The 20,218-nt window shown below is 64.3% G+C and carries 20 protein-coding genes; 6 read left to right on the forward strand and 14 right to left on the reverse strand.

What is annotated here, in order from left to right:
* Window positions 1–31 precede the first annotated feature (31 nt).
* Together ACFZAI_RS12280 and ACFZAI_RS12285 are read left to right on the forward strand one after the other, a co-directional pair.
* A complete protein-coding gene (locus tag ACFZAI_RS12280) occupies window positions 32–625 on the forward strand; it encodes a GNAT family N-acetyltransferase (protein ID WP_391567129.1) in 594 nt (197 codons plus the stop codon).
* 9 nt (window positions 626–634) lie between these two features.
* A complete protein-coding gene (locus ACFZAI_RS12285) occupies window positions 635–826 on the forward strand; it encodes an oxidoreductase-like domain-containing protein (protein WP_391567130.1) in 192 nt (63 codons plus the stop codon).
* Window positions 827–905: 79 nt separating this feature from the next.
* Here the strand turns inward: ACFZAI_RS12285 and ACFZAI_RS12290 are convergent, their stop codons facing one another.
* From ACFZAI_RS12290 to ACFZAI_RS12330, 9 genes are all read right to left on the reverse strand, one after another.
* Window positions 906–1,343, reverse strand: a complete 438-nt coding sequence (locus ACFZAI_RS12290; protein ID WP_054424794.1) for an acetyltransferase — start codon at window positions 1,341–1,343, stop codon at window positions 906–908.
* Between the two features lie 14 nt (window positions 1,344–1,357).
* On the reverse strand, window positions 1,358–3,097 hold the full coding sequence (locus tag ACFZAI_RS12295; RefSeq protein ID WP_391567131.1) for a peptidase M14: 1,740 nt from the start codon (window positions 3,095–3,097) through the stop codon (window positions 1,358–1,360).
* A gap of 70 nt (window positions 3,098–3,167) precedes the next feature.
* Window positions 3,168–4,037, reverse strand: a complete 870-nt coding sequence (locus tag ACFZAI_RS12300) for an ABC transporter permease (protein ID WP_391567132.1) — start codon at window positions 4,035–4,037, stop codon at window positions 3,168–3,170.
* Window positions 4,038–4,042: 5 nt separating this feature from the next.
* Complete coding sequence (locus tag ACFZAI_RS12305; RefSeq protein WP_054424801.1) at window positions 4,043–4,966, reverse strand: ABC transporter permease; 924 nt, start codon at window positions 4,964–4,966, stop codon at window positions 4,043–4,045.
* Between the two features lie 140 nt (window positions 4,967–5,106).
* On the reverse strand, window positions 5,107–6,639 hold the full coding sequence (locus ACFZAI_RS12310) for an ABC transporter substrate-binding protein (protein WP_391567133.1): 1,533 nt from the start codon (window positions 6,637–6,639) through the stop codon (window positions 5,107–5,109).
* A 53-nt stretch (window positions 6,640–6,692) separates the two neighbouring features.
* The gene (locus ACFZAI_RS12315; protein WP_391567134.1) at window positions 6,693–8,546 is read right to left on the reverse strand and encodes a dipeptide ABC transporter ATP-binding protein; all 1,854 of its coding nucleotides are present in this window, start codon (window positions 8,544–8,546) and stop codon (window positions 6,693–6,695) included.
* A gap of 9 nt (window positions 8,547–8,555) precedes the next feature.
* Entirely contained in the window at window positions 8,556–9,068 is a 513-nt protein-coding gene (locus ACFZAI_RS12320) for a winged helix DNA-binding protein (protein WP_391567135.1), read from the reverse strand.
* A 44-nt stretch (window positions 9,069–9,112) separates the two neighbouring features.
* Entirely contained in the window at window positions 9,113–10,837 is a 1,725-nt protein-coding gene (locus tag ACFZAI_RS12325) for an ATP-binding cassette domain-containing protein (RefSeq protein ID WP_391567136.1), read from the reverse strand.
* A 227-nt stretch (window positions 10,838–11,064) separates the two neighbouring features.
* The gene (locus ACFZAI_RS12330; RefSeq protein ID WP_391567137.1) at window positions 11,065–11,550 is read right to left on the reverse strand and encodes an Lrp/AsnC family transcriptional regulator; all 486 of its coding nucleotides are present in this window, start codon (window positions 11,548–11,550) and stop codon (window positions 11,065–11,067) included.
* 127 nt (window positions 11,551–11,677) lie between these two features.
* Here ACFZAI_RS12330 and ACFZAI_RS12335 point away from each other — a divergent pair, with 127 nt between their 5' ends.
* The gene (locus tag ACFZAI_RS12335) at window positions 11,678–13,165 is read left to right on the forward strand and encodes an aminotransferase class V-fold PLP-dependent enzyme (RefSeq protein WP_391567138.1); all 1,488 of its coding nucleotides are present in this window, start codon (window positions 11,678–11,680) and stop codon (window positions 13,163–13,165) included.
* Between the two features lie 8 nt (window positions 13,166–13,173).
* Here the strand turns inward: ACFZAI_RS12335 and ACFZAI_RS12340 are convergent, their stop codons facing one another.
* Window positions 13,174–13,563, reverse strand: coding sequence for a hypothetical protein (locus tag ACFZAI_RS12340; RefSeq protein ID WP_391567139.1), 390 nt, complete (start codon window positions 13,561–13,563; stop codon window positions 13,174–13,176).
* 276 nt (window positions 13,564–13,839) lie between these two features.
* Between ACFZAI_RS12340 and fmdA the strand changes: the two genes are divergently transcribed.
* Together fmdA and ACFZAI_RS12350 are read left to right on the forward strand one after the other, a co-directional pair.
* The gene (gene fmdA, locus ACFZAI_RS12345; protein ID WP_391567140.1) at window positions 13,840–15,069 is read left to right on the forward strand and encodes a formamidase; all 1,230 of its coding nucleotides are present in this window, start codon (window positions 13,840–13,842) and stop codon (window positions 15,067–15,069) included.
* A 10-nt stretch (window positions 15,070–15,079) separates the two neighbouring features.
* Entirely contained in the window at window positions 15,080–15,412 is a 333-nt protein-coding gene (locus ACFZAI_RS12350; protein WP_391567141.1) for an FmdB family zinc ribbon protein, read from the forward strand.
* Window positions 15,413–15,589: 177 nt separating this feature from the next.
* Here the strand turns inward: ACFZAI_RS12350 and ACFZAI_RS12355 are convergent, their stop codons facing one another.
* Together ACFZAI_RS12355 and ACFZAI_RS12360 are read right to left on the reverse strand one after the other, a co-directional pair.
* Window positions 15,590–16,084, reverse strand: coding sequence for a hypothetical protein (locus ACFZAI_RS12355; RefSeq protein ID WP_391567142.1), 495 nt, complete (start codon window positions 16,082–16,084; stop codon window positions 15,590–15,592).
* Between the two features lie 67 nt (window positions 16,085–16,151).
* Window positions 16,152–17,705, reverse strand: a complete 1,554-nt coding sequence (locus ACFZAI_RS12360; protein ID WP_391567143.1) for an LGFP repeat-containing protein — start codon at window positions 17,703–17,705, stop codon at window positions 16,152–16,154.
* Window positions 17,706–17,847: 142 nt separating this feature from the next.
* Here ACFZAI_RS12360 and ACFZAI_RS12365 point away from each other — a divergent pair, with 142 nt between their 5' ends.
* Window positions 17,848–18,768, forward strand: coding sequence for a LysR family transcriptional regulator (locus ACFZAI_RS12365; RefSeq protein WP_391567144.1), 921 nt, complete (start codon window positions 17,848–17,850; stop codon window positions 18,766–18,768).
* Here the strand turns inward: ACFZAI_RS12365 and ACFZAI_RS12370 are convergent.
* Together ACFZAI_RS12370 and ACFZAI_RS12375 are read right to left on the reverse strand one after the other, a co-directional pair.
* Entirely contained in the window at window positions 18,765–19,514 is a 750-nt protein-coding gene (locus tag ACFZAI_RS12370) for an ABC transporter substrate-binding protein (RefSeq protein ID WP_391567145.1), read from the reverse strand. The genes ACFZAI_RS12365 and ACFZAI_RS12370 overlap by 4 nt on opposite strands.
* 112 nt (window positions 19,515–19,626) lie before the next feature.
* Window positions 19,627–20,052, reverse strand: a complete 426-nt coding sequence (locus tag ACFZAI_RS12375) for a copper resistance protein NlpE (protein WP_391567146.1) — start codon at window positions 20,050–20,052, stop codon at window positions 19,627–19,629.
* Between the last annotated feature and the right edge of the window lie 166 nt (window positions 20,053–20,218).

A 20,218-nucleotide genomic window follows, 5' to 3' on the forward strand; every position in this document is an offset into this window, starting at 1 on the left:
ATGGAGCGTTTCCTTCTTTGTCGTATTTGTCATGCCGCACGCCGTCTTTCCTGACATTTTCCTGACTCCCCGGTTGCGTGCTCAGCGCATGCGGCAGGGGCATTTGCCCTTCATCACTCAGATGCACGCCGACGCCGACCTGATGGCGACGATGGGCGGCACCCGTGATGCCGCCGCCAGCCGGCTGTATGTGGCGCAGAACGTCTCGCATTGGGCGGAGTACGGCTACGGCATGTACGTGCTTGATGATCGGCGCACGGGCGCAATGGCGGGGCGTGCCGGCCTGAAGTACACCGTGTCCGACGAGCAGGGGGCGATAGAGCTGGCGTACGCGTTTCAGCCTGATTGCTGGGGCCAGGGTTATGCCGGCGAGATCGCGGCTGCGCTGATCGCGTTGGGATTCAAGCTGCTGCCGGTGGAGGTGTTGTCGGCCGTGGCCATACGCTCCAACGTGGCCTCGCGCCGCGTGCTGGAGAAGACCGGTTTGCGTTATGTGGGTGAAAGCGTGGCCGCGGGAAGTGCGTCGGATGAGGACAATATCAAGGTCCGCTACGAGATCCGCCGGGCCGAATGGCGGCAACGTCAGGCGCAGGCGGGCGCAGCATCGCTTGCGCAGCAGCGTTAACATTCCCGCATGAGCGCGACGACTATTCCCGACGACGACCCGCAGCCCGTTCCCCCGGAACGCCCCGCACCCGAAGAATGCTGCAACAGCGGCTGCATCCCTTGTGTCTACGACATGTACGACGAGGCGATGGAAAATTATCGCCAGGCGCTAAAGGCGTGGCGAAGCCGGCACGAAATGGCCGGCTCGCCGGGCGGATAAGCGGGTAAGCGGGTAACCCAATATCCGAATAACCGGATAAGCGGATACCCGAATCACCCGGTATCCGCTGAACCGGCGACTACCCCGCCAGCGTCATATGAATGATCGGGAACGGCCGCCCGGCGTCGTCGTGGGCGGAGCGGCCCACGTCCACAAACCCGTAGTGCTTGTAAAACCCATGCGCCTGCGGGTTCTGTTCATTCACGTCCACCTGTAAGGTGCCGTGCAGCGAACGCGCAAAGTTCAGCAGGCGGCGGCCCGCGCCTTTGCCGCGTTTGTTGGCGTCCACGAACAGCATTTCGACCTTGTTGCCCGTCAGGCCCATGAAGCCGGCGACTTCGCCGGTGTCGTCCTCACAGACCCACACGCGCACTGACGGCAGATAGGTGTTGAGCACCTGCGGGTACATGGCCTGGATTTCTTTTTCCGTCAGGAAAGAATGCGTGGCGCGCACCGAGCGGAGCCAGATGTCCGCCAGGGCCAGATCGTCGCCGTGATTGCGTTCTCGGATATTCATTTTCTTATTGATGCTTACAGCCCTGAACGGTACAGCTCGGTGGCCGCCAGGACGGTTTCCATTTGCACAGTATGCGCGAAAACGAAGCGGTCGCCGTAGACCGTTTCATCTGGAAATTCCGAAATCAGCGCCAGCGGCAGTTCCTCGCGATTGCCTTCCGTGATCTGCACCGGGATGCCATTCATGACGTCGAAACCGCTTTCCAGCGCATGCGCATGAAACAGTTCCAGCTGGCGCGCGTTGAATTCCACCAGGCCCGGCACATTGCGGGCCAGCCGGGCGGTGACGCCTTCGATCAGGCGGCGCGCGCGTTCGCCCCAGCCCGGGTGATGGCGCAGCACCAGGAAGAAGCCCTTGGGCACCGTCCACAATTCGAAATTGCGGGGCAGGTAGCCCGACAGCGGACGCGTCCATTCATGCGCGGGGTAGCCGTGCAGGTTGATGTGCAGCTGCGCGCCGCTGATCGCCTGCGCCTGGTGGCGGCCGTCGCGTTCAAAGTACGGCGCGTGTTCGCGGTATGCGATGTCGTCGCCCAGCGCGCTGTAGCGCGAGGCGTGCAGCATGTGGCGCGGATGGTGTTCGCGCAGCCGGTTAAAGAGCGCGTAACCGTCGGGGTTTTCGGCGGCGATCAGCGCGAAGTGCGCATTGCCGCTGGCAGCCAGCGCTTGCGCCGCCCGCAACGCGCCAACCACGCCCGACGTCTCGTTGGCGTGTTGCGCACCCGAGATGAATACCGCCGGACCCGGCCCGCGCACATAGGTGCCCAGCACCGGGCGGCCCTGGCGCGACACGGCCTGGAAGTCGTCTCCGCCAAACGCCGCCATGCAACCGGCAATCTGCGCGGCCGACAGCGGTTCACGGCGCGCCGCGAGCGGCGCATCCGGCAGCACCGGCGTGACGGGGGCAACGGCGGCGAACGGCTCCAGCGAGATCTGCACGCGCGCCGCGCCATCGTGGCGGCGGATGTCGGGAATGATCTGGCCGGGCTGCAAGCCCCGGTCACCGGACGGGCGGCCGGAATGTTGCTGGAAGTGTTCCAGCAACGAAAAATAAATATCTTCGTGCAGCGCTTCAAACGTGCTGACGATTTCTTCGTCCACCGGCAAGGCGAAGTCCATGCCGGGCAGGTCAACGCGAATTTCCAGGCGGTCGAAGTAGGGCTCGTGCGCGCCCCAGGCGTGGTTGCGCACCGTGTCGACGATGCTGCGGAATACCTGCTGGTATTCGGTGGTCTGGGCGGCGTCGGTCTGAATGGCGCCCTCGGCGTCGCGCACGCGCAGCCAGCCCGTGGGTGACAGTTCCGGCTTGCCGTCCTGCGCATGGCCAACGAGGTTGGGGGCGAAGACGCGCGTATCCACGCGGCGGCCATCGGCATAGGTCAGCGTGACGTCGTAGTGCAGGTCGGACGCGCCGGCTTGCATCGTGACGCGCACGCCTTCCATCAGCGCGACGAGCGGGTAGGCTTCGAGCGTGAAGCGCTTGGCCTGCGCGTGTTCGTGCAGCGGGTAGCGCACCAGGGCGGAGACCAGTCCGTCGCGGTCGGCTTCTTCCAGGAAGAAGTGCACCAGCGGCTTGTACGCGCTGCGAAAGCGCGCCGTGACGCCCGCCTGGGCCAGCCGGGCTTCCGCCGCGCGGCGGGCATCCACGCCTTCAAACAGCCAGCCTTCCACGACCGCGCCGCGCCAGGCCGGGGCCATGTAGGCGTGCGTCCAGGCGTCCAGCGTGCGGTCGAATGTTTTTTCAAGCAAAGACATGCTTCATGTTCCTTCGGGTTCTTGCGTATCTGATGCACAGACAAATGCCCCTTGCGGGGCATCTGATCTTTTACACCTTTCCGGTCGGGTCCAGACGGTCTCGCAACCAGTCGCCCAGCAGATTCAGGCCCAGCACGGTCAGCATGATCGCCAGACCCGGGAAGACGCTGACCCACCATGCGGTCTGCATATACGTGCGGCCATCGGCCAGCATGCCGCCCCAGCTGGGAATCATCGGGTCCACGCCCAGGCCCAGGAAGGTCAGGCTGCTTTCCAGCAGGATGTTGTTGGCGACGTTCAGCGTCATCAGGATCACCAGCGGGCCCAGCAGGTTGGGCACGATGTGGTGGCGGATCATGGCCAGGTCGCGCACGCCGAAGGCGCGGGCAGCCAGCACGAACTCGCGTTCACGCAGCGCCAGCACTTGGGCGCGGACCAGACGCGCATACTGCACCCATTGCGACACGATCATGAAGAAGATCACGTTGAACAGTCCGCCGCCCAGGATGGCGATGAACGTGATGGCCACCAGGATGAACGGCAGCGCCAGTTGCACGTCGGCAAAGCGCATGACGATCATGTCCCAGAAGCCGCGGTAGTAGCCGGCAATAAGGCCCATGACGATGCCCAGCAGCGCGCCGCCAATCACGGACGCAAAGCCCACCATCAGCGAGATCTTGCCGCCGACGATGACGCGGGCCAGCACGTCGCGGCCCAGCGGGTCGGTGCCGAAGGGATGGGCGGCCGACGTGAACGGCGCCATCAGGCGGGCGGCCAGGTCCATGGATTCGCCGCCATCGGGGAAAATCCACCCCGATGTCAGCACCAGCAGGATCATGACGCCGGTCAGCACCGCACCCAGCACGAATTCCAGCGAACGGTAGCGGCTGCGCGGCTTGATAGGCTTGGGCGCGGCGGCGGTAGTAGGGGTTGTCTGCATAAGGCTTACCGCGTGCGGATACGGGGGTCGACGATGCCGTAGGCGATGTCGACGATCAGGTTGACCAGGACGATGACGGTTGCCAGCACGGTGACCGTGCCTTGCAGAACCGGGTAGTCGCGGCCGGAAATGGCGTCAAACGCCAGCGTGCCCAGGCCGGGCCAGTTGAAGACCATTTCAATCACGACGATGCCGCCGATCAGGCCGCCAAATTGCAGGCCCAGATACGTGATGAGCGGAATCGCGCAATTGCGCAGCGCATGCTTGTACAGCACCACGCGTTCCTTCAGGCCCTTGCTGCGCGCCACCATGATGTATTGCGCCGACAGCGTTTCCAGCATCGTCGTGCGCACCAGGCGGATGTTGGTGGCACTAAGAATGATGGCCATCGTCAAGGACGGCAGCACCAGGCTGGCCGGGCCGCTCCAGCCCGATGGCGGCAGCAGCGGGAACGTGATTGACAGCAGCAGCACCAGCATCAGCGCCAGCCAGAAGTTGGGGAACGACAAGCCCACCAGCGACAGGATGCGAATGGCCTGGTCGGTGGACTTGCCGCGCTTGATGGCCGCCTGGATGCCCAGCGGCAGCGAGATCAGGATGGACACGATCAGCGACGTGAAGGCCAGCATCAGCGTGGCGGGCAGGGCGTCGCCAATCAGCTTGGCGACAGACGTGCCCCCCATGAAGCTGCGGCCAAAATCGCCGTGCAACAGGCCCTGCATGTATGACAGGTATTGCTCGTGGAACGGGCGGTTCAGGCCCAGCGCCTGGCGGATGTTGGCCAGGTCTTGTTCAGTGACGCTGCCCGAACCCTGGCTGAGCATCAGCGCGGGGTCGCCGGTCAGGCGTACGGCATAAGAGACAAGCAGTGTCACGGCGACAATCACGAAGACGGCCTGCAACACGCGTTTAATGAGAAATCCGGTCATGAGGCGCCGCCCCGGTTTGCACCCGGGCGGATCAGTAATGTTAATGCTGCGTTGCCCCGCCTGGAAGGTGCCGCGCGGCCGGCTGTGCCGGGCCGCGGGCATGCCCCTTGCGGGGGAAGCGCGCGAGCGCTTCGGGGGATTTACTCCACGCTGGTGTCAAGGAAACGGAAGCGGATGTCACCCGGAACTTCCAGATTCTTCACGCGCTTGTTCACGCCCACGATGGTGTTCAGGCTGTACAGCGGCAGCTCCAGCGCCTGGTCGGCGACATACGCGGCGATCTCTTGCAGCATGGCTTCGCGCTTCTTCACGTCATAAACGGTGCGTTGCGCTTCCAGCATGCCGTTGAGCTTGGCGTCGTTGTCATACGGGTTCCACTTCTGGCCCGTGTGATACATCAGGTACGCGGTGTTGTCGTAGTCATACGTCCAGCCGCCCCATTGGTTCTGCCACATCTCACCCGTCTTACCACCCGGGATGATGTCATTCAACAGCACGCCGGTTTCATACGGCTTGATGGTGGCGCGCACGCCCACGGCTTGCAGGTAGCCCGACACGGCCTGGGCCACTTCGCGGAAGTTGGAATCGCTGCCGCGCACGTCGATCTGCACGGTGGCGCCCGGCTTCACGCCGGCCGAGGCCAGCAGCTTCTTGGCTTCGGCGGGGTTGAAGGGCAGGGGCTTTTGCTCGGGGTTGTAGCCGAACGATTGCGGGCCCTGGAAGCTGGCGATGACTTTGGCCTGGCCCAGCAGCAGCTGCTTGACGATGGCTTCGCGGTCGACCGCCATGATGAGCGCGCGGCGCACGTCACGGTTCTGCGTGATGCCGCCCGTGGTCTTGTAGCGCAGGGCGAAGGCGACGGGGCCGCCGGTCGAGATGACGTCGGCGTTGCCGGACTTCTTCACGGTCTCGATCAGGCCCAGCGGGATCAGCGTGGCCACGTCGATGCGGCCGGCTTGCAGCTCGGCGACTTGCGTGCCGGGTTCGCTGATGAAGCGGTAGACCACCTTGTCCAGCTTGGGCTTGCCGCCCCAGTACTCATCGTTGCGGGCCAGCGTCACGTTGACCTTGGGCTGGTAGCTTTCAAACTTGAACGGGCCGGTGCCGACGGGGTTCGTGTTGAAGTAGTCCTCGCCCTTTTCCTTGATGTACTTCGGCGGCACGATCATGGCGCCGTAGCCGGCCAGCTTGGTCAACAGAACCGGGTCGGGCTGCTTCAGGATGAAGTCCACGGTGTATTCGTCCACGACCTTGATCTCGCCGATGGAGTCGTAGTTGGACTTTTGCGGGCCCTTGGCGCCTTCGGCGCCCAGCAGGCGTTCGAACGTGAACTTCACCGCTTCGGCGTTGAAGGGTTCGCCATTGTGGAACTTGACGCCTTCGCGCAGCTTGAAGCGCAGACGCTTGTTCTCGTCCAGGTACTCCCAACTGGTGGCCAGGCCCGGTTGCAGCTTCAGGTCGGCGCCGCGCATCGTCAGGCCGTCATACAGGTTGCCGCCCACGGAACCCCAGAAGGTCACGAAGGTGTCGATGGGGTCCCAGCTGCCCGGGTCCTGGTTGATGGCCACGCTGAGCGTGCCAGCGGCATGCGCGGTCGAGAAGACGGCGGGCATCGCGCCGCCCAGCGCCAGGGTCAGGGCGGTGGCGGTGAAGGTGGTGCGTAGGAATTGCATGTTCGCTCCAGGGACGGGAACTCGGATCACACCGAGGAAAAAAGAGGTTGTCTTCACGCCGCGCGGGCCACTTGATGGCCGGGCGCGAATTCGATCAGGGGAATGATGGCCGGCTCGTCGCCCACGCGGCGCACCGGGCTGGGGATTTCGCCTTCGATCAGCGACGTATCAATATGGCGGCCGGGCTCGGCCACCGGCACGGCGGCCAGCAGCTTGCGGGTGTAGGCATGCTGCGGCGATTCAAAGATCTGCCGGCGCGTGCCCAGTTCCACGATCTGGCCCAGGTACAGCACCGCCACGCGATGGCTGACTTTCTCCACCACCGCCATGTCGTGCGTGATGAACAGGTAGGACAGGCCGCGGTCTTTTTGCAGATCCATCAGCAGGTTCAGAATCTGCGCCTGAATGGACACGTCCAGCGCCGACACGGATTCATCGGCAATGATCAGCTTGGGGTTGCTGGCCAGCGCGCGCGCGATGCACACGCGTTGGCGCTGGCCGCCCGAGAATTCATGCGGGTAGCGCTTGGCGTGCTCGGGCTTCAGGCCCACTTGCTCCAGCAGTTCGCCCACGCGGCGCGCGATGGCGTCTTCGCCATGCAAAAGCCCGTGCGTGCGGATGGGTTCGGCAATGCTGAAGGCCACCGTTTTGCGCGGGTCAAGCGACGCGTACGGGTCCTGGAAGATGTACTGGATTTCCTGGCGCAGGCGTTGGCGGCCTGCGGCGTCCATCGAGAAAATGTCCTGGCCGTTGTAGCGCACGGCGCCTGAGGTCGGCGCGACGAGCTGCTGCAAGGTCTTGCCGATGGTGGACTTGCCGCTGCCCGATTCGCCCACCAGCGCCAGCGTTTCCCCGGGGTAGACGTCAAAGCTGACTTCTTCCACGGCGTGCACGCGGTGCGTGACGCGGCCGAACAGGTTGTGGCCCACGTCAAAACGGGTGGTCAGCTTGTCCACGCGCAGCACCGGTTCGTCGTAGCGCGCGGTGTCTTGCTCGCGGGTTTCGCCCACTTCGCGCAGCGTGTCGCCGTCCAGCACGGTTTGCGGCGTGCGCAGCGGCAGGTCGCGGCCGGTCAGGCTGCCCAGGCGCGGCACGGCGGCCAGCAACGCGCGCGTGTAGGGGTGCTTGGGCGCATTGAAGATTTCGTCAACGGTGCCTTGCTCGACCTTTTTGCCGCGCAGCATCACGACCACATCGTCGGCCATCTCGGCCACCACGCCCATGTCGTGCGTGATGAAGATGACGGCGGTGCCCAGGTCGCGCTGCAATTCGCGGATGGTGTTCAGAATCTGCGCTTGGATGGTGACGTCCAGCGCGGTGGTGGGTTCGTCGGCAATCAGCAGGCGCGGCTGGCACGACAGCGCCATCGCAATCATCACGCGTTGGCGCATGCCGCCGGACAGTTGGTGCGGGTAGCGGTCCAGCAATTGTTCGGCGTCGGGCAGGCGCACTTTCTCAAGCAGCTTGCGCGCCGATTGGCGCGCGGCGGAACGCGACAGCTGCTGGTGCAGCATGATGGCTTCCACAATCTGGTCACCGATCGTGAACACCGGGTTCAACGACGTCATCGGCTCTTGGAAGATCATCGCGATGTCGTTGCCGCGAATGGCGCGCATCTGCTCGTCGCTGGCTTTGGTCAGATCGGTTTCGCGGCCCTGGTCGTCGCGAAACAGGATCTGGCCCGTGGCGATGCGGCCGCTGGAGTAATCCGTCAGCCGCATGATCGCCATGGACGTCACGGATTTGCCCGAGCCGGACTCGCCAACGATGGCCAGCGTTCGGCCCGGCCGGACATCGAAGTCCAGGTTGTCGACGGCGCGGAACACACCGTTGTCGGTATTGAAGTCAACCGATACGCCGCGCACGGATAGCAGCGGGGCGGAGGAGGCGGGGGTAGTGCTAGACAACGTGGATTCTCACAGCGAGGTGGCGGCGCGGGCTGCCTGGTCGTACAGGCCCGAGAGCGCGCGCAGGGTGTTGGCCAACTGGTGGCTGGCGTCGTCCGCCGCGGGCGAGTCGATGAACGATTTGACGAGGCATTGCTCGCGCACTTCGGCGTAGCGCTGAATGGCGGCGGCGCCGGCGTCGGTGGTGGTGTAGAAGACTTCCTTGCCCGTCTTTGCGCTTTGCACCACACCCAGCCGCTCCAGTTTCTTCAGCGAATAGTTCACCAAATGCGTGTCTTCAACATTCAGCGTGAAGCAGATGTCGGCCAGCTTCTTGCCGCGGCCGCGGTGGAACACGTGGTTCAGCACCAGGATGTCCAGCGAGGTCAGGTCGGGCAAGCCCGCGCACGCCATGCAACGCACCATCCAGCGATTGAACGCGTGCGACGCGATGATCAGGCCGAATTCCACCTCGGACAATTGCGGGGCGGACGTGGCCAGATGGGCAGAGGAAACAATGGCGTCCCGAAGGGATACAGACATGGGCAGGCGGACCAGGGACGGATCGATGACAAAACGTTGGCGAATTATTGACGATTTGTTGGTATGGCGGCATTCGGGATAACCCCAGGAAATATAGGATCGTCTTCGAACAACGACCATTTGCCGTCCTGCTCCCATCGCAATTGGTGCGTGGGCGCCAGCGCCGCCAGGAACTCGGTGTCGTGCGACACGACGATCAGCGCGCCGGGGTATGTCGCCAACGCTTCCTCCAGGGCTTGCGTGGCGGCCAGGTCCAGATGGTTCGTGGGTTCGTCCAGCAGCAGCAGCTGAGTGGGGTGTTGTCTCCATAGCGCGCAGGCCAGGGCGGCCTTGATCCGTTCGCCACCGCTTAGCGTGGCGGCGGGCGCGTCAACCAGGGCGGGGCCAAGGCCCAGCAGCGCCAGCCGGCTGCGCAGTTCGCCTTCGGGCAGCGTCGCGCGTAAGGCGTTCAGCGTCTGCAATAACGACTGCGCGGCGGGCAAGCCCGAGGCGCGCTGGTCGAGCAAGGCGGCCGGCACGCGCACGTCGCACGTGCCGCGCAGGGGCGCCAAGTCCCCCGCCAGCATCGACAGCAGCGTGCTCTTGCCGCAGCCGTTCGGACCAAAGATGGCGAGCCGGAACGGGCCGCTCAGGCTTAGCGTCAAGGGCTGCGCGTTCAGCGGATAGGGCGGCGTGGCGTCTTCCAGATGCAAGACCCGCCGTCCCCGAGGCACGGCCGTGTCGGGCAGCGCCAGCGCAACGTCCGGGGTGGCGGCGACGCGCTTGGCGGCTTGCGTGACCGCGTCGTCCAGCGCGGCGGCCGTTTCCTGGCGCCGCAACCGGTCACGGCCCGCATGGCCTTCGGCGCTGGCTTTCTTCATGCCCAGCAGGATGGCCGCCTGATTGGTGTCTCGCGCATTTCGCGCATTGCGGGCGCTGCGCTGCTGTTGCGCGTCGTGTTGGGCGCGCAGCGCACGCCGCCCCGCCGCGCGTTCGTTGCGGGCATGCGCCAGCGCGGCCTGGGCGGCGCTCTGCTGCATGTCGCGCTGCGCGCGCCACGCACGGTAGTTACCGGCGTGCCCACTGAGCGTGCCGCGGTCCAGTTCAACGATGGCCGACATGGCGTCGAGCAAGCGGCGGTCATGGCTGACGACGATCAGCCCGCCGCGCCAGGCGTGGATTCTCTCCATCAGCCAGTCGCGCGCGCGCGCGTCCAGATGATTGCTGGGTTCGTCCAACAGCAGCCCGTCCGCGGCTTGCAAGAGTGCGCCCGCCAGCGCCACCCGGGTCAGCTCGCCGCCGCTTGCCGCGTGGGCGGGGTGTTCCGGCGCCCAGGCGGGCAGGGCGGCGTCCGCCAGCATGCGAGCCCAGTCTTGGCGGATCAGCCAATGGCCTTCGGCCAGATCGAAATCCGCGCCGTGGGTGCTGCCCGCTTCGATGCGCGAGAGCGCACGAAGTATCTCGCCGATGCCGGCGACGTCAGCCATCGTGGCGTCTGGTGCAGGCGTTTGGATTTGGGGAAGATAGGCGATTTGCCCGTGACGCACGACGCTGCCCGATTGCGCGGGCAGGCTGCCTTGCAGCACGCGTAACAGCACGGACTTGCCCGCGCCGTTGTGGCCGATCAGGCCCTGCCGCGTAAGCGCGAAGTCATGGCTGACGTCATCCAGCAAGACGCGGCCATCGGGCAGCGCGAAGCTGACGTGCCGCAAGCTGATGAAGGAAGACGCCGACGGCGGCGTGGGATGCGCCGGGTTCGGCGTCGTGGGTGCGTAGGAAGACTGGGCCATGGATAGCTCTCCGGGTCGACAAAACGCTTTGCGCGCAAGGCGGCAAAGGGCGACAGGGGGGAGGGCTTAAAGAATCATGGCCGTGCGGGTCTCCAGGAGGGCAGCCGTAGGTTGGGCAGGGGTAAGTGTAGGCGGGGGTAAGTCTGGGCAGGGGTAAGTCTGTGCAGTGCTAAGCCAGGGCGGTTCGAACCAGCCTGCCCGCGAAAGTTCCCCCGCTACCGGCTCGTTCAGTCTTCCAGCATCCGAAGGTCCGGCGGCCGGTTTTCAATAATGGCCTCCATGCTAAAGAACCCAGTCACGGTCGACAACTCAAAATCCGTGATCAGCCTTTGATAGAAGCGGTCATAGCCCGCCATGCCCCGGCACACGACCTTGATCAGGTAATCCCAGTCGCCGCCGATGCGATAGAACTCTGTCACTTCAGGCAGGCGTTCAACGTGCTGGCGGAACCCGTCGGCCCAGGCCTTGGCGTGGTGGCTGGTTCGGATCATCACGAACACCGTCAGGTCCAGGCCCAGCGCCACCAGACTGACCTCGGCGCGCGTGCCGCGGATGATGCCGGCTGCGTTCAAGCGCTGAAGCCGGCGCCAGCAGGCGTTCTGCGACAGGCCCACCCGATCCGCCAGCTCGCGTTGGGACAGCGCACCGTCTTTTTGCAGGCAACTGATAATGCTTAGATCAAGCTTGTCTATTTTTTCAAGTTTGTCGTTCATATGATCTGTTTTAGCGCGTTTTAAGCAAAAAAACGGTGATGTTTCAACTTGGCATCCATCGTATGATATTTCGCATCACATCGCACATTGCGCGTTCCCTCGCGCACCGCTCCGGAAATCCCATCTCATGACTACGCACCACGCAACGGCTCCCGTATTGACCGGGCCGTTGCAGCAGTTTCAAGACAGCCTCAACACCGGCGATATCGCCGCCGCGCTGGCCGATGGCCTGATCGGCAAGGACGCGATGATGGATGGCCCCTTTGGCGCCAAGCCGCTGGTCTACGCCGACTATGTGGCGTCGGGCCGCGCGCTGATGCAGGTTGAGCGCTTCGTGCTTGAGCATGTGCTGCCGTACTACGCGAACTCGCACACCGAAGCGTCCTATTGCGGCGGCTTCATCACGCGCCTGCGCCGTGAAGCGCGCTCGGCCGTCGCCCAATGCTGCGGCGCCAGCGATGAACACGCGGTGATTTTCGCGGGCTCGGGCGCGACAGCCGGCATCAACCGCCTGGTGCATCTGTTTGGCGTCGACGCGGCGGTGCGGGCGGGCAGAAAGGTGCGCGTCATCATCGGCCCGTACGAACACCACTCGAACATCCTGCCCTGGCGCGAATGCGGCGCCGAGATCATTGAATTGGCGGAAAGCCCCGAAGGCGGTCCCGACCTGGCCGAACTGGCCACGGCGTTGGCCGTCTCGGACGACACGCTGGTTGTTTGCGCGCTGTCGGCCGCTTCCAACGTGACGGGCATCGTCGCCGACGTGCCTGGCATTACGCGGATGGTGAAGCAATCGGGCGCGAAGATGCTGTGGGACTACGCGGGCGGCGCGCCCTACCTGCCCATCCGCATGTCGCCCGCCAGCGACGCGCAGATCGACGCCATCGTGTTCTCGCCGCACAAGTTCATCGGCGGCCCCGGCGCGTCTGGCGTGCTGATCGTGCGGCGCGATGCCGTGGTGACGGCGACGCCCACCTGGCCGGGCGGCGGCACCGTGAAGTTCGTGTCGCCCACGGGCCATGATTACAGCGGCAGCCTGGAATCCCGCGAAGAGGCGGGCACGCCGAATGTGGTGGGCGATATCCGCGCGGCGCTGGTGTTGCTGGTGAAGAACGCGCTGGGCGCGGACGTCATGCAGCAGCGCAACGCGCACTTCGTGCAGCAGGCGCTGGCCGCCTGGAAAGACAACGAACACCTGGAATTGCTGGGGTCCTTGACCGCTGCTCGTCTGCCGATCTTCTCGTTCCGCGTGCGCAACGGCAAGGGCGGCTACGTGCATCAGCAACTGGTGACGCGCATGCTGAGCGACCGCTTCGGTATTCAGGCGCGTGGCGGCTGCGCGTGCGCGGGGCCTTACGTGCATCGTCTGTTGGACATTGACGCGGAACAGTCGCAGCAGATGCGTCAGGCGATTCTGGATGGCCGCGAAATCGAAAAGCCCGGCTTTGTGCGCTTGAATTTCAGCGTGCTGCTGCCGGACGCCAAGGCGGCCTTCATTCTGGAATCGGTGCTGGCGCTGGCGTCGGATGCGACGGAATTCGAAAGCCTCTATGGCTTTGATCCCAGCCGCGCCATCTTCAAGCCGCTGAGCGCCCGCCTGGAAGTCGCGGCCTGATAGTCAGATCAGTCCTGCATTTGCTTGCCGCAGGTGCGTATCCAGGCGGCCTTCAGATCGGTAAGTTCGTCTGACGCCTGGGTCAGCGTGCGCACCACGCTGTCTGAAAACGTCACGCCCTTGCGGCGGCACGCTTCGAAGTCATCGCTTAGCGCGAAGCGGGCGTCCAGCAAGTCCAGCCGGCCTTGGCAGAGTTCGCGGTTCAGTTGCAGATCGTTGGCGGCTTCGCGCGTGCGCTGCACGTCTTGCGCGCGCTTGATGCTGGCCAGGCCTTCATCAATGCGGTCGGCGCAGTCGTCGGCGGCGTGGGCCGGGGCGGCGGAGAATGCGGCGGACGAAGCGGCAAGGGCGGCGATGATCAGAAGGGCGGCACGGGGCCGGCGGGGCGTTGCTGCCATGCGTAAAACCTTGGTGTGGCGGTAAGAATGCTCTGCATCATAACTGCTGCGAAATGGTGCCGCGTCATGTTGCGCCTCGCTTTCGGCACTGCATGGAAAACCAGTATGGCAAATCGCGGCAACGCGTCTACCATCGCTGACAGGTCAACGATCCCTATGCGCTGACCCAGAGATCCAACCCAGAGATCCAACCCAGAGACCCGACTCGCAAGGGATTGGACGCGCATCCGGCTGAAGTTCTGTTTTATCAACACGTTACGTTGGAGATGAAAGAGAATGGCGAACACGCTCATCGAAGTCGATCTGGACCAATCCCCTTACGAGAACCCGAAGATCCACAACCGTTGGCATCCCGACATCCCCATGGCCGTCTGGGTGAAGCCAGGCGACGATTTTGTGCTGGAAACCTATGACTGGACCGGCGGCGCAATCAAGAACGACGACAGCGCCGACGACGTGCGCGACGTGGATTTATCGACCGTGCACTTTTTGTCTGGCCCCGTTGGCGTCGAAGGCGCTGAGCCCGGCGACCTGCTGGTCGTAGACCTGTTGGATATCGGCGCCAAGCCCGATAGCCTGTGGGGCTTCAACGGCTTTTTCAGCCGCAACAATGGCGGCGGCTTCCTTACTGAACATTTCCCGCATGCGCAGAAGTCCATCTGGGATTTTCACGGCATGTTCACGTCGTCGCGCCACATTCCTGGCGTGAATTTCGCAGGGCTGATCCACCCCGGCCTGATCGGCTGCCTGCCCGACAAGAAGCTGCTCGACACCTGGAACCGGCGTGAACAGGCGCTGATCGACACCAACCCCAATCGCGTTCCGCCCTTGGCGAATCCGCCTGCGCCCAAGACGGCGCACATGGGGGCGCTGCAAGGCGCCGAGCGGGACAAGGCGGCGGGCGAGGGCGCGCGCACCGTGCCGCCGCGCGAACACGGCGGCAACTGCGACATCAAAGATCTGTCGCGCGGCGCCCGCGTGTTCTTCCCGGTGTATGTGAAGGGCGGCGGCCTGTCAGTGGGCGATCTGCATTTCTCGCAAGGCGATGGCGAGATTACTTTTTGCGGCGCCATCGAAATGGCGGGGTGGGTGCACATGCGCGTGTCGCTCATCAAGGGCGGCATGGAAAAGTACGCCATCAAAAACCCCATCTTCAAGCCCAGCCCGATCACGCCCGCCTATAAGGATTACCTGATCTTCGAAGGCATTTCAGTAGACGAAGAGGGCAAGCAGCATTATCTGGACGTGAACGTGGCCTACCGGCAAGCCTGCTTGAACGCCATCGAATACCTGAAGAAGTTTGGCTACTCGGGCGCGCAAGCGTATTCGTTGCTGGGGTGCGCGCCGGTGCAGGGGCATATCAGCGGGGTGGTCGACATTCCGAACTCGTGCGCCACGCTCTGGCTGCCCACTGAAATCTTCGACTTCGATATCCAGCCCTCGGCGGCAGGTCCCATCAAGCACATCAAGGGCGGGGTGGACATGCCGCTGTCGCGCGACCGCTAGGAGACTCACGATGCCCATGTATGACTACGCATGCGGCGGCTGCGGCGAATTCGCCGCGTTGCGTCCGCTGGCGCAATGGCGCGACCCGGCCGCCTGCCCGCAATGCGGGAAAATGTCGGGCCGCATTATTGGCGGAGCGCCTGCCATTTCGGCGCTGTCTTCCGCCGTGAACCGGGCGCGCGCCGTCAACGAGCGCAGCGCGAACGAGCCACGCAGTTCGCGCGCCGGCCACGGCATGAATTGCGGATGTTGTTCGGGCGGACGCGCATCCGGCAAGACGCGCACTGCCGCCGATGGCGCAAAATCATTCGCGGGCGCCAGGCCCTGGATGATCAGCCACTGACGTTGCAGGCGTTTCAACGGCAGGCTGTCTGCCTGCCTGTCTGTCTGTCTGCCTGCCTGTCTGTCTGACCGCGGCGCGTCCCGTTTTTGCCCGGGGCGCGCCGTTTTTCATGCGCGGATACGTGGCCGGATCAGCCGGGTGACCAACTGGCATGTCCGCGTGTAGAGGAAATGACGCCTAATTCGGCAAGGTCTCGAAATCCAACGCAAATGCCGGCATGCCGGACGCATACACCTGCAATTCCACACGGCGGTTCTCCGCCCGCTGCGCTTCGTTGGCCGGCGTCTTGTTGATCAGCAGCGCAGCCCCTTGAGCATTCCTGATGGTCAGGATGCGCGGCCAGGTTGCGCTGGCGTCCGGCGGCCCCACCAAGGCCGTCAATTGGTCGGCGAGCCATTGGCCCGCGCTGACGACCCGTTGCATCGACGCGTCGAGTTCGCTCTGGCGCCGTTGGTCCGGCGACATGTCCTGGCGATCCTGACGATCCGAGTGCGCGGTCACCACAAGGACCGCCGTCGCGCCTGGATGTTGCATGGCCGTGCTCACGCGCTGCACCAGCGCGGCCACCGCTTGCTGATCCCTGGCCGGCGCGCGCGCCAGGCATGCCCCGAAATCGGACTCACCGGATCGGTAGCCCGACAGCACATACAACGATTGATTCCAGTTGGCCATGGGAGGCTCCCTGAATTCGCCGGCGCCGCCGGCAGAGGTAAGGCGTCCAATGATGGCGATGCCACCGCTAGCGCGGGCGGATCGCGCTACGCGCAACAAGCTGATGGGCCGCGATGCGTCCGGGGTTTTTCAGTACATCGTTCATCTTCACCCCGGCGTTTTCCAGATCGAATCGCAGGATGATCTGGCTGGGCGGCCGTTGGTCAGACACTTTGCCCGTCTGCTGGTCCCACCACAGTTGCCCGCGTTCAAAGATGCTGATCCGGTCCAGCCCATCCGCCCGCATGCCTTGGATGGTCGCCTCGTCGGTGCGGGGGTATCCCAGCGGACCATCGCAATGCCCGCGCTTGAGGTATTCCTGGAATATCGCGCCGTACACGACATGCGCGCCCAGGTCGGGGTGCCAGAATATGCCGCCCGTCGGCCCGTTAGCGTTGGCAAACAGCTTGTACCTGCCCCCACGCGGTCCCCGGGCGTACTTGGTGATGGGCGTTGCCAGGTTGGCCTCTGGCACCCAGGGCGCCGCCCGTTCGTCGTGGTCAAGAATATCCCGCCACTTCACCTGTAGCGGGTCGCCCGCATCTTCCTTGCGCTTGGGCAGTTCAACCCTGACGGGCTGCGTGCCTTCCAGCGTGCAATGGGACAGATCCCGCGAACACTCGCCCGCCCGGGCAGCCAGCTTGGGCAGCAGCGCGTCCACGTCGCGGTACGCCGCTTTCAGTTTTTCAATGTCTGGCGTCTCGAACTGTTCCGGGTAACGCAAGATGAAATCAAGATGCGAGCGCAGCGCGATGCCCTCGACGATGCGCTTGCCGCATTCCTTGATGGTGTCGTCGCGCACCGCGCGTTCGGCCCAGCTTGGCCCGGCCGGCATGGGCAGATAGCGGAACTCTTTAAGCGTGCCTTTGAAATCCACCGGATCATCCCTGACCGCCTTGTTGAAGTTTCGGTACAGCTCTTTCAGCTCCTGCATGTTGGTCGGGTTTTCCTGGCCCGACCCACCCGCCATGACCACGCGTATCTGCATCGACGACCGCTTCTTGGCTTCTTCGATGGTGTTCTGGAACGCGATATTGATGTCGCCGCCGGCCATGAAATTGCCAATCGACATGTCCAGCGATGTCTTCAGCGCCGAGCGGCTGGTTTCATCGAAGGTCTCGAACACGAACACGCCGTAGAAGTCGCCGCCGCTGTACACCTCGTCAATGAAATAGTCTCCGTACGTCAGACGGAATGCTTCCGGGTCGTTGCGATAGGCCTGTGCGGCGGCCGGCGTCAGGCGCGCGCCCGCCATATGGCGCGGCGCATTACGCACGCTAGCTGAAAACAGGATGTAGAGGGAATAGTGATTCACCGAATGCTGCTGCGCCAACGAGAACTTGGCGTTGGCCTCGCCCACCGGCAGGTAATGCACGCTAGCCGCGACCGACAGGTTCATCGATTCCATCAGCGATTCTTGCGATTCAATGATGCGCACATCTGATGTGACGAACTGCCCGCCCTGGCCATCGCTGCCCTGCACAACGGCGTCAAAATCGATGGCGGTGGCGCGGGCCTCTTCGGTCAGACCGTCTACCCCGATGCCAAAACGCATGCCTTCGGTCAGGTTGATCACTTTCATGACATCCTCCTGGGCGCGCGGGCCAGAGGGTTGCGGCCGCGCCTGATAGAGATAGAATCAGATTGCCTTCGCAGCCATTATTCCGAAGGCCGTCTTCCGTGGCGATCCCTGCCGGCGGTATTTCAGAATTACGCATTCTGCAATGACGGACATTCAACAGCTGCGGGTCGTGGTGGCAGTGGCCGATGCCGGCGGGTTCGCGCAGGCGGCCCGGCAATTGGCGATTTCCGCGCCGGCGGTCACACGCAGCATCGCCGGCCTGGAACGTCAACTGGGCGTGCGCCTGATTGAACGCACCACCCGCAAAGTCCGCCTGACCGAGGCCGGCCTACGCTTCACCGACGACGCCCGGCGCATTCTGGCCCTGATCGGCCAGGCCGAAACGACGGCGCGCACCGCGCAAGCGCTGCCCGAAGGCGAAATTTCCATCACCGCACCTGTTTCGTTCGGCCGCCTGCACGTGGCGCCGCTGCTGCTCGACTACCTTGCGGCCTATCCGACCATGCGCGTGCGGGCGTTATTCACGTATCAGGTGCTTAATCTGGTTGCCGACGAGATCGACGTGGCGGTGCGCATTGGCCACCTGTCAGACTCCGGCCTGACTGCCGTGCACGTCGGCGCGCTCAGGCATTTGGTGGTGGCCTCGCCAGACTATCTGGCCAGGCACGGCGAGCCGCGCACGCTCAATGACCTGTCCACGCACCGCGCCGTGGCGATGGCGTACGACGTGCGCATGGCCCAATGGCTGTTTCCCGCGCCCAAGGGCGCGCGCACATACCAGCCGCCGCAACCCGACATCCGCTTGACCGTGAATTCGCAGGAAGTGGCGATTGAGGCGGCGCTGGCCGGACACGGCTTGATTCGGGCGCTGTCGTATCAGGTGCAAGATCTGCTTGCGCAAGGGCGGTTGCAGACGGTGCTGACCGACTATGAACCTGCACTGGTACCCGTGCATCTGGTCTATGTGGGCGGCGGCAAGGCCCCGGCGCGCGTGAAATCTTTCATCGAGTTCGCGGCGGCGCGATTGCGCAAGAGCCCGGCGTTGAAACAGCGCGGCGTTTAAATGTTTGTTGACGCTTCCAGCGGCGCAACCGCCGCGCCCTGGATCTTGTGGCGCGTCAGCGCTTCGGCCACAAATCCCGACTTCTTCATCGCTTCCACATAGGCGGCCAGATACGCGCTGGCCTTGTCGCCACGGCTCTTGGGCACCCCCATGGCCTGGCGGATCAGCATGAAGTGGCCGTCCAGCAAACGCAGCCCGCCCAGACGCTTTGCATCCGCTTCCAGCTGCTGCTTCACGCCAGCGGCCACTTCCATGTTTTCCTGCATGAACGTGTCCACGACGGCGGGAGACGTCGGGGCGCGGAAGATCTCGGCTTGCTTGAGTTCGCGCGTCAGGTAAAGGTCATAGGCGCTGCCCTTGCCGACGACGACGCGCTGGCCTTGGGTGTCCACCTGATCCATGGCGGTGATGGGCGAATCCTGACGCACCAGGTACGCGCCTTCGATCACTACGTAGGGCGCGGTGAAGGCGATCTGCTCGCCGCGCAGCGGGTCAATGGCGAAGAAGCCCACGTCCGCCTGTTCGGCGGCCACCGCGTTGACGGATTCGCCGGCGGACTTGAACACCACGAGTTCCAGTTTCACGTCCAGGCGCCGCGCAAGTTCCGTGGCCAGGTCCACCGATACGCCGCCGGGTTTGCCGGTGGCGGGGTCGGTGTTGGCCAGGATGGGGTTGCCCAGGTTGATGGACGCGCGCAGCGCGCCGGTGGGGGCGAAGGCGGAGAGCAGCTCGTGGTCGGTCTTCATGGCTTCCTTGGGGTGGGGGCAGCGCGCCAGGCGTAGGCGATTGCAGAAGAATAGCCGGAAGCGTGGGCGTTGCGCGATGTCCGGCTTGCGCTCACATCGCGCTGAAAGTTTGCTATTGCGCGCGGCGCAGCACGTAGTGGGGGGCGAGCGGGCCGGTCGGGCGCGTGCCATCGCGATACAGCATCGTGACCTGGTTCTCACCCACGAAGTAGCGCTGGCTGTCGCCTGCGGCGTCCAGGCGTATCGTGCTGCCATCGGACTCCCAGTTGAACGTGCCGGTCACGATTTCCGGCTGCGGCTCGCGGTCCAGGTATTGGGTCTGGCGTTCGTAGCGGTCGCCCTTGAACAAGGTCAACCGGGTCTTGATGCCCGGGCAGTCCGCGCAAGGCAGCGTGCCGTCATAGCTGCCCGGCCAGTCCAGCGCGTTGCGCGCCGTGTGATTGTCCGCCGGCGTATCGCGGGCATTCGGACTTTTCGACGGGGCGCAGCCAGCAAGCAAGGCAAGGCTCAGGGTGCAGGTCAGGGTGGTTTTCATCATGGCGAGCTCCTGTGGATAAACGGGTTCACGATACGGACAGTAACGGGCCCATGCTGAAACGGGATGTAAAGCGGAAGTGCGCTACGCTTGGCGTCTTTCCAGCCAGGTTCGCGCGCGCCGACTGCCCGCTCGACTGCCCGACTGCTTGACCGCTCGACCGACCGCC

It is taken from the genome of Achromobacter sp. NPDC008082 (assembly GCF_042957345.1).
Taxonomy (GTDB): domain Bacteria; phylum Pseudomonadota; class Gammaproteobacteria; order Burkholderiales; family Burkholderiaceae_B; genus Achromobacter; species Achromobacter kerstersii_A.

What these genes read in the sequence shown, in the direction of transcription:
- ACFZAI_RS12300 (WP_391567132.1), bottom strand. Translation starts at nt 4,037, where the DNA reads ATGCAGACAACCCCTACTACCGCCGCCGCGCCCAAGCCTATCAAGCCG.
- ACFZAI_RS12350 (WP_391567141.1), top strand. Translation starts at nt 15,080, where the DNA reads ATGCCCATGTATGACTACGCATGCGGCGGCTGCGGCGAATTCGCCGCG.
- ACFZAI_RS12330 (WP_391567137.1), bottom strand. Translation starts at nt 11,550, where the DNA reads ATGAACGACAAACTTGAAAAAATAGACAAGCTTGATCTAAGCATTATC.
- fmdA (WP_391567140.1), top strand. Translation starts at nt 13,840, where the DNA reads ATGGCGAACACGCTCATCGAAGTCGATCTGGACCAATCCCCTTACGAG.
- ACFZAI_RS12290 (WP_054424794.1), bottom strand. Translation starts at nt 1,343, where the DNA reads ATGAATATCCGAGAACGCAATCACGGCGACGATCTGGCCCTGGCGGAC.
- ACFZAI_RS12335 (WP_391567138.1), top strand. Translation starts at nt 11,678, where the DNA reads ATGACTACGCACCACGCAACGGCTCCCGTATTGACCGGGCCGTTGCAG.
- ACFZAI_RS12320 (WP_391567135.1), bottom strand. Translation starts at nt 9,068, where the DNA reads ATGTCTGTATCCCTTCGGGACGCCATTGTTTCCTCTGCCCATCTGGCC.
- ACFZAI_RS12365 (WP_391567144.1), top strand. Translation starts at nt 17,848, where the DNA reads ATGACGGACATTCAACAGCTGCGGGTCGTGGTGGCAGTGGCCGATGCC.
- ACFZAI_RS12310 (WP_391567133.1), bottom strand. Translation starts at nt 6,639, where the DNA reads ATGCAATTCCTACGCACCACCTTCACCGCCACCGCCCTGACCCTGGCG.
- ACFZAI_RS12360 (WP_391567143.1), bottom strand. Translation starts at nt 17,705, where the DNA reads ATGAAAGTGATCAACCTGACCGAAGGCATGCGTTTTGGCATCGGGGTA.
- ACFZAI_RS12325 (WP_391567136.1), bottom strand. Translation starts at nt 10,837, where the DNA reads ATGGCCCAGTCTTCCTACGCACCCACGACGCCGAACCCGGCGCATCCC.
- ACFZAI_RS12375 (WP_391567146.1), bottom strand. Translation starts at nt 20,052, where the DNA reads ATGATGAAAACCACCCTGACCTGCACCCTGAGCCTTGCCTTGCTTGCT.
- ACFZAI_RS12305 (WP_054424801.1), bottom strand. Translation starts at nt 4,966, where the DNA reads ATGACCGGATTTCTCATTAAACGCGTGTTGCAGGCCGTCTTCGTGATT.
- ACFZAI_RS12295 (WP_391567131.1), bottom strand. Translation starts at nt 3,097, where the DNA reads ATGTCTTTGCTTGAAAAAACATTCGACCGCACGCTGGACGCCTGGACG.
- ACFZAI_RS12355 (WP_391567142.1), bottom strand. Translation starts at nt 16,084, where the DNA reads ATGGCCAACTGGAATCAATCGTTGTATGTGCTGTCGGGCTACCGATCC.
- ACFZAI_RS12340 (WP_391567139.1), bottom strand. Translation starts at nt 13,563, where the DNA reads ATGGCAGCAACGCCCCGCCGGCCCCGTGCCGCCCTTCTGATCATCGCC.
- ACFZAI_RS12285 (WP_391567130.1), top strand. Translation starts at nt 635, where the DNA reads ATGAGCGCGACGACTATTCCCGACGACGACCCGCAGCCCGTTCCCCCG.
- ACFZAI_RS12280 (WP_391567129.1), top strand. Translation starts at nt 32, where the DNA reads ATGCCGCACGCCGTCTTTCCTGACATTTTCCTGACTCCCCGGTTGCGT.
- ACFZAI_RS12370 (WP_391567145.1), bottom strand. Translation starts at nt 19,514, where the DNA reads ATGAAGACCGACCACGAGCTGCTCTCCGCCTTCGCCCCCACCGGCGCG.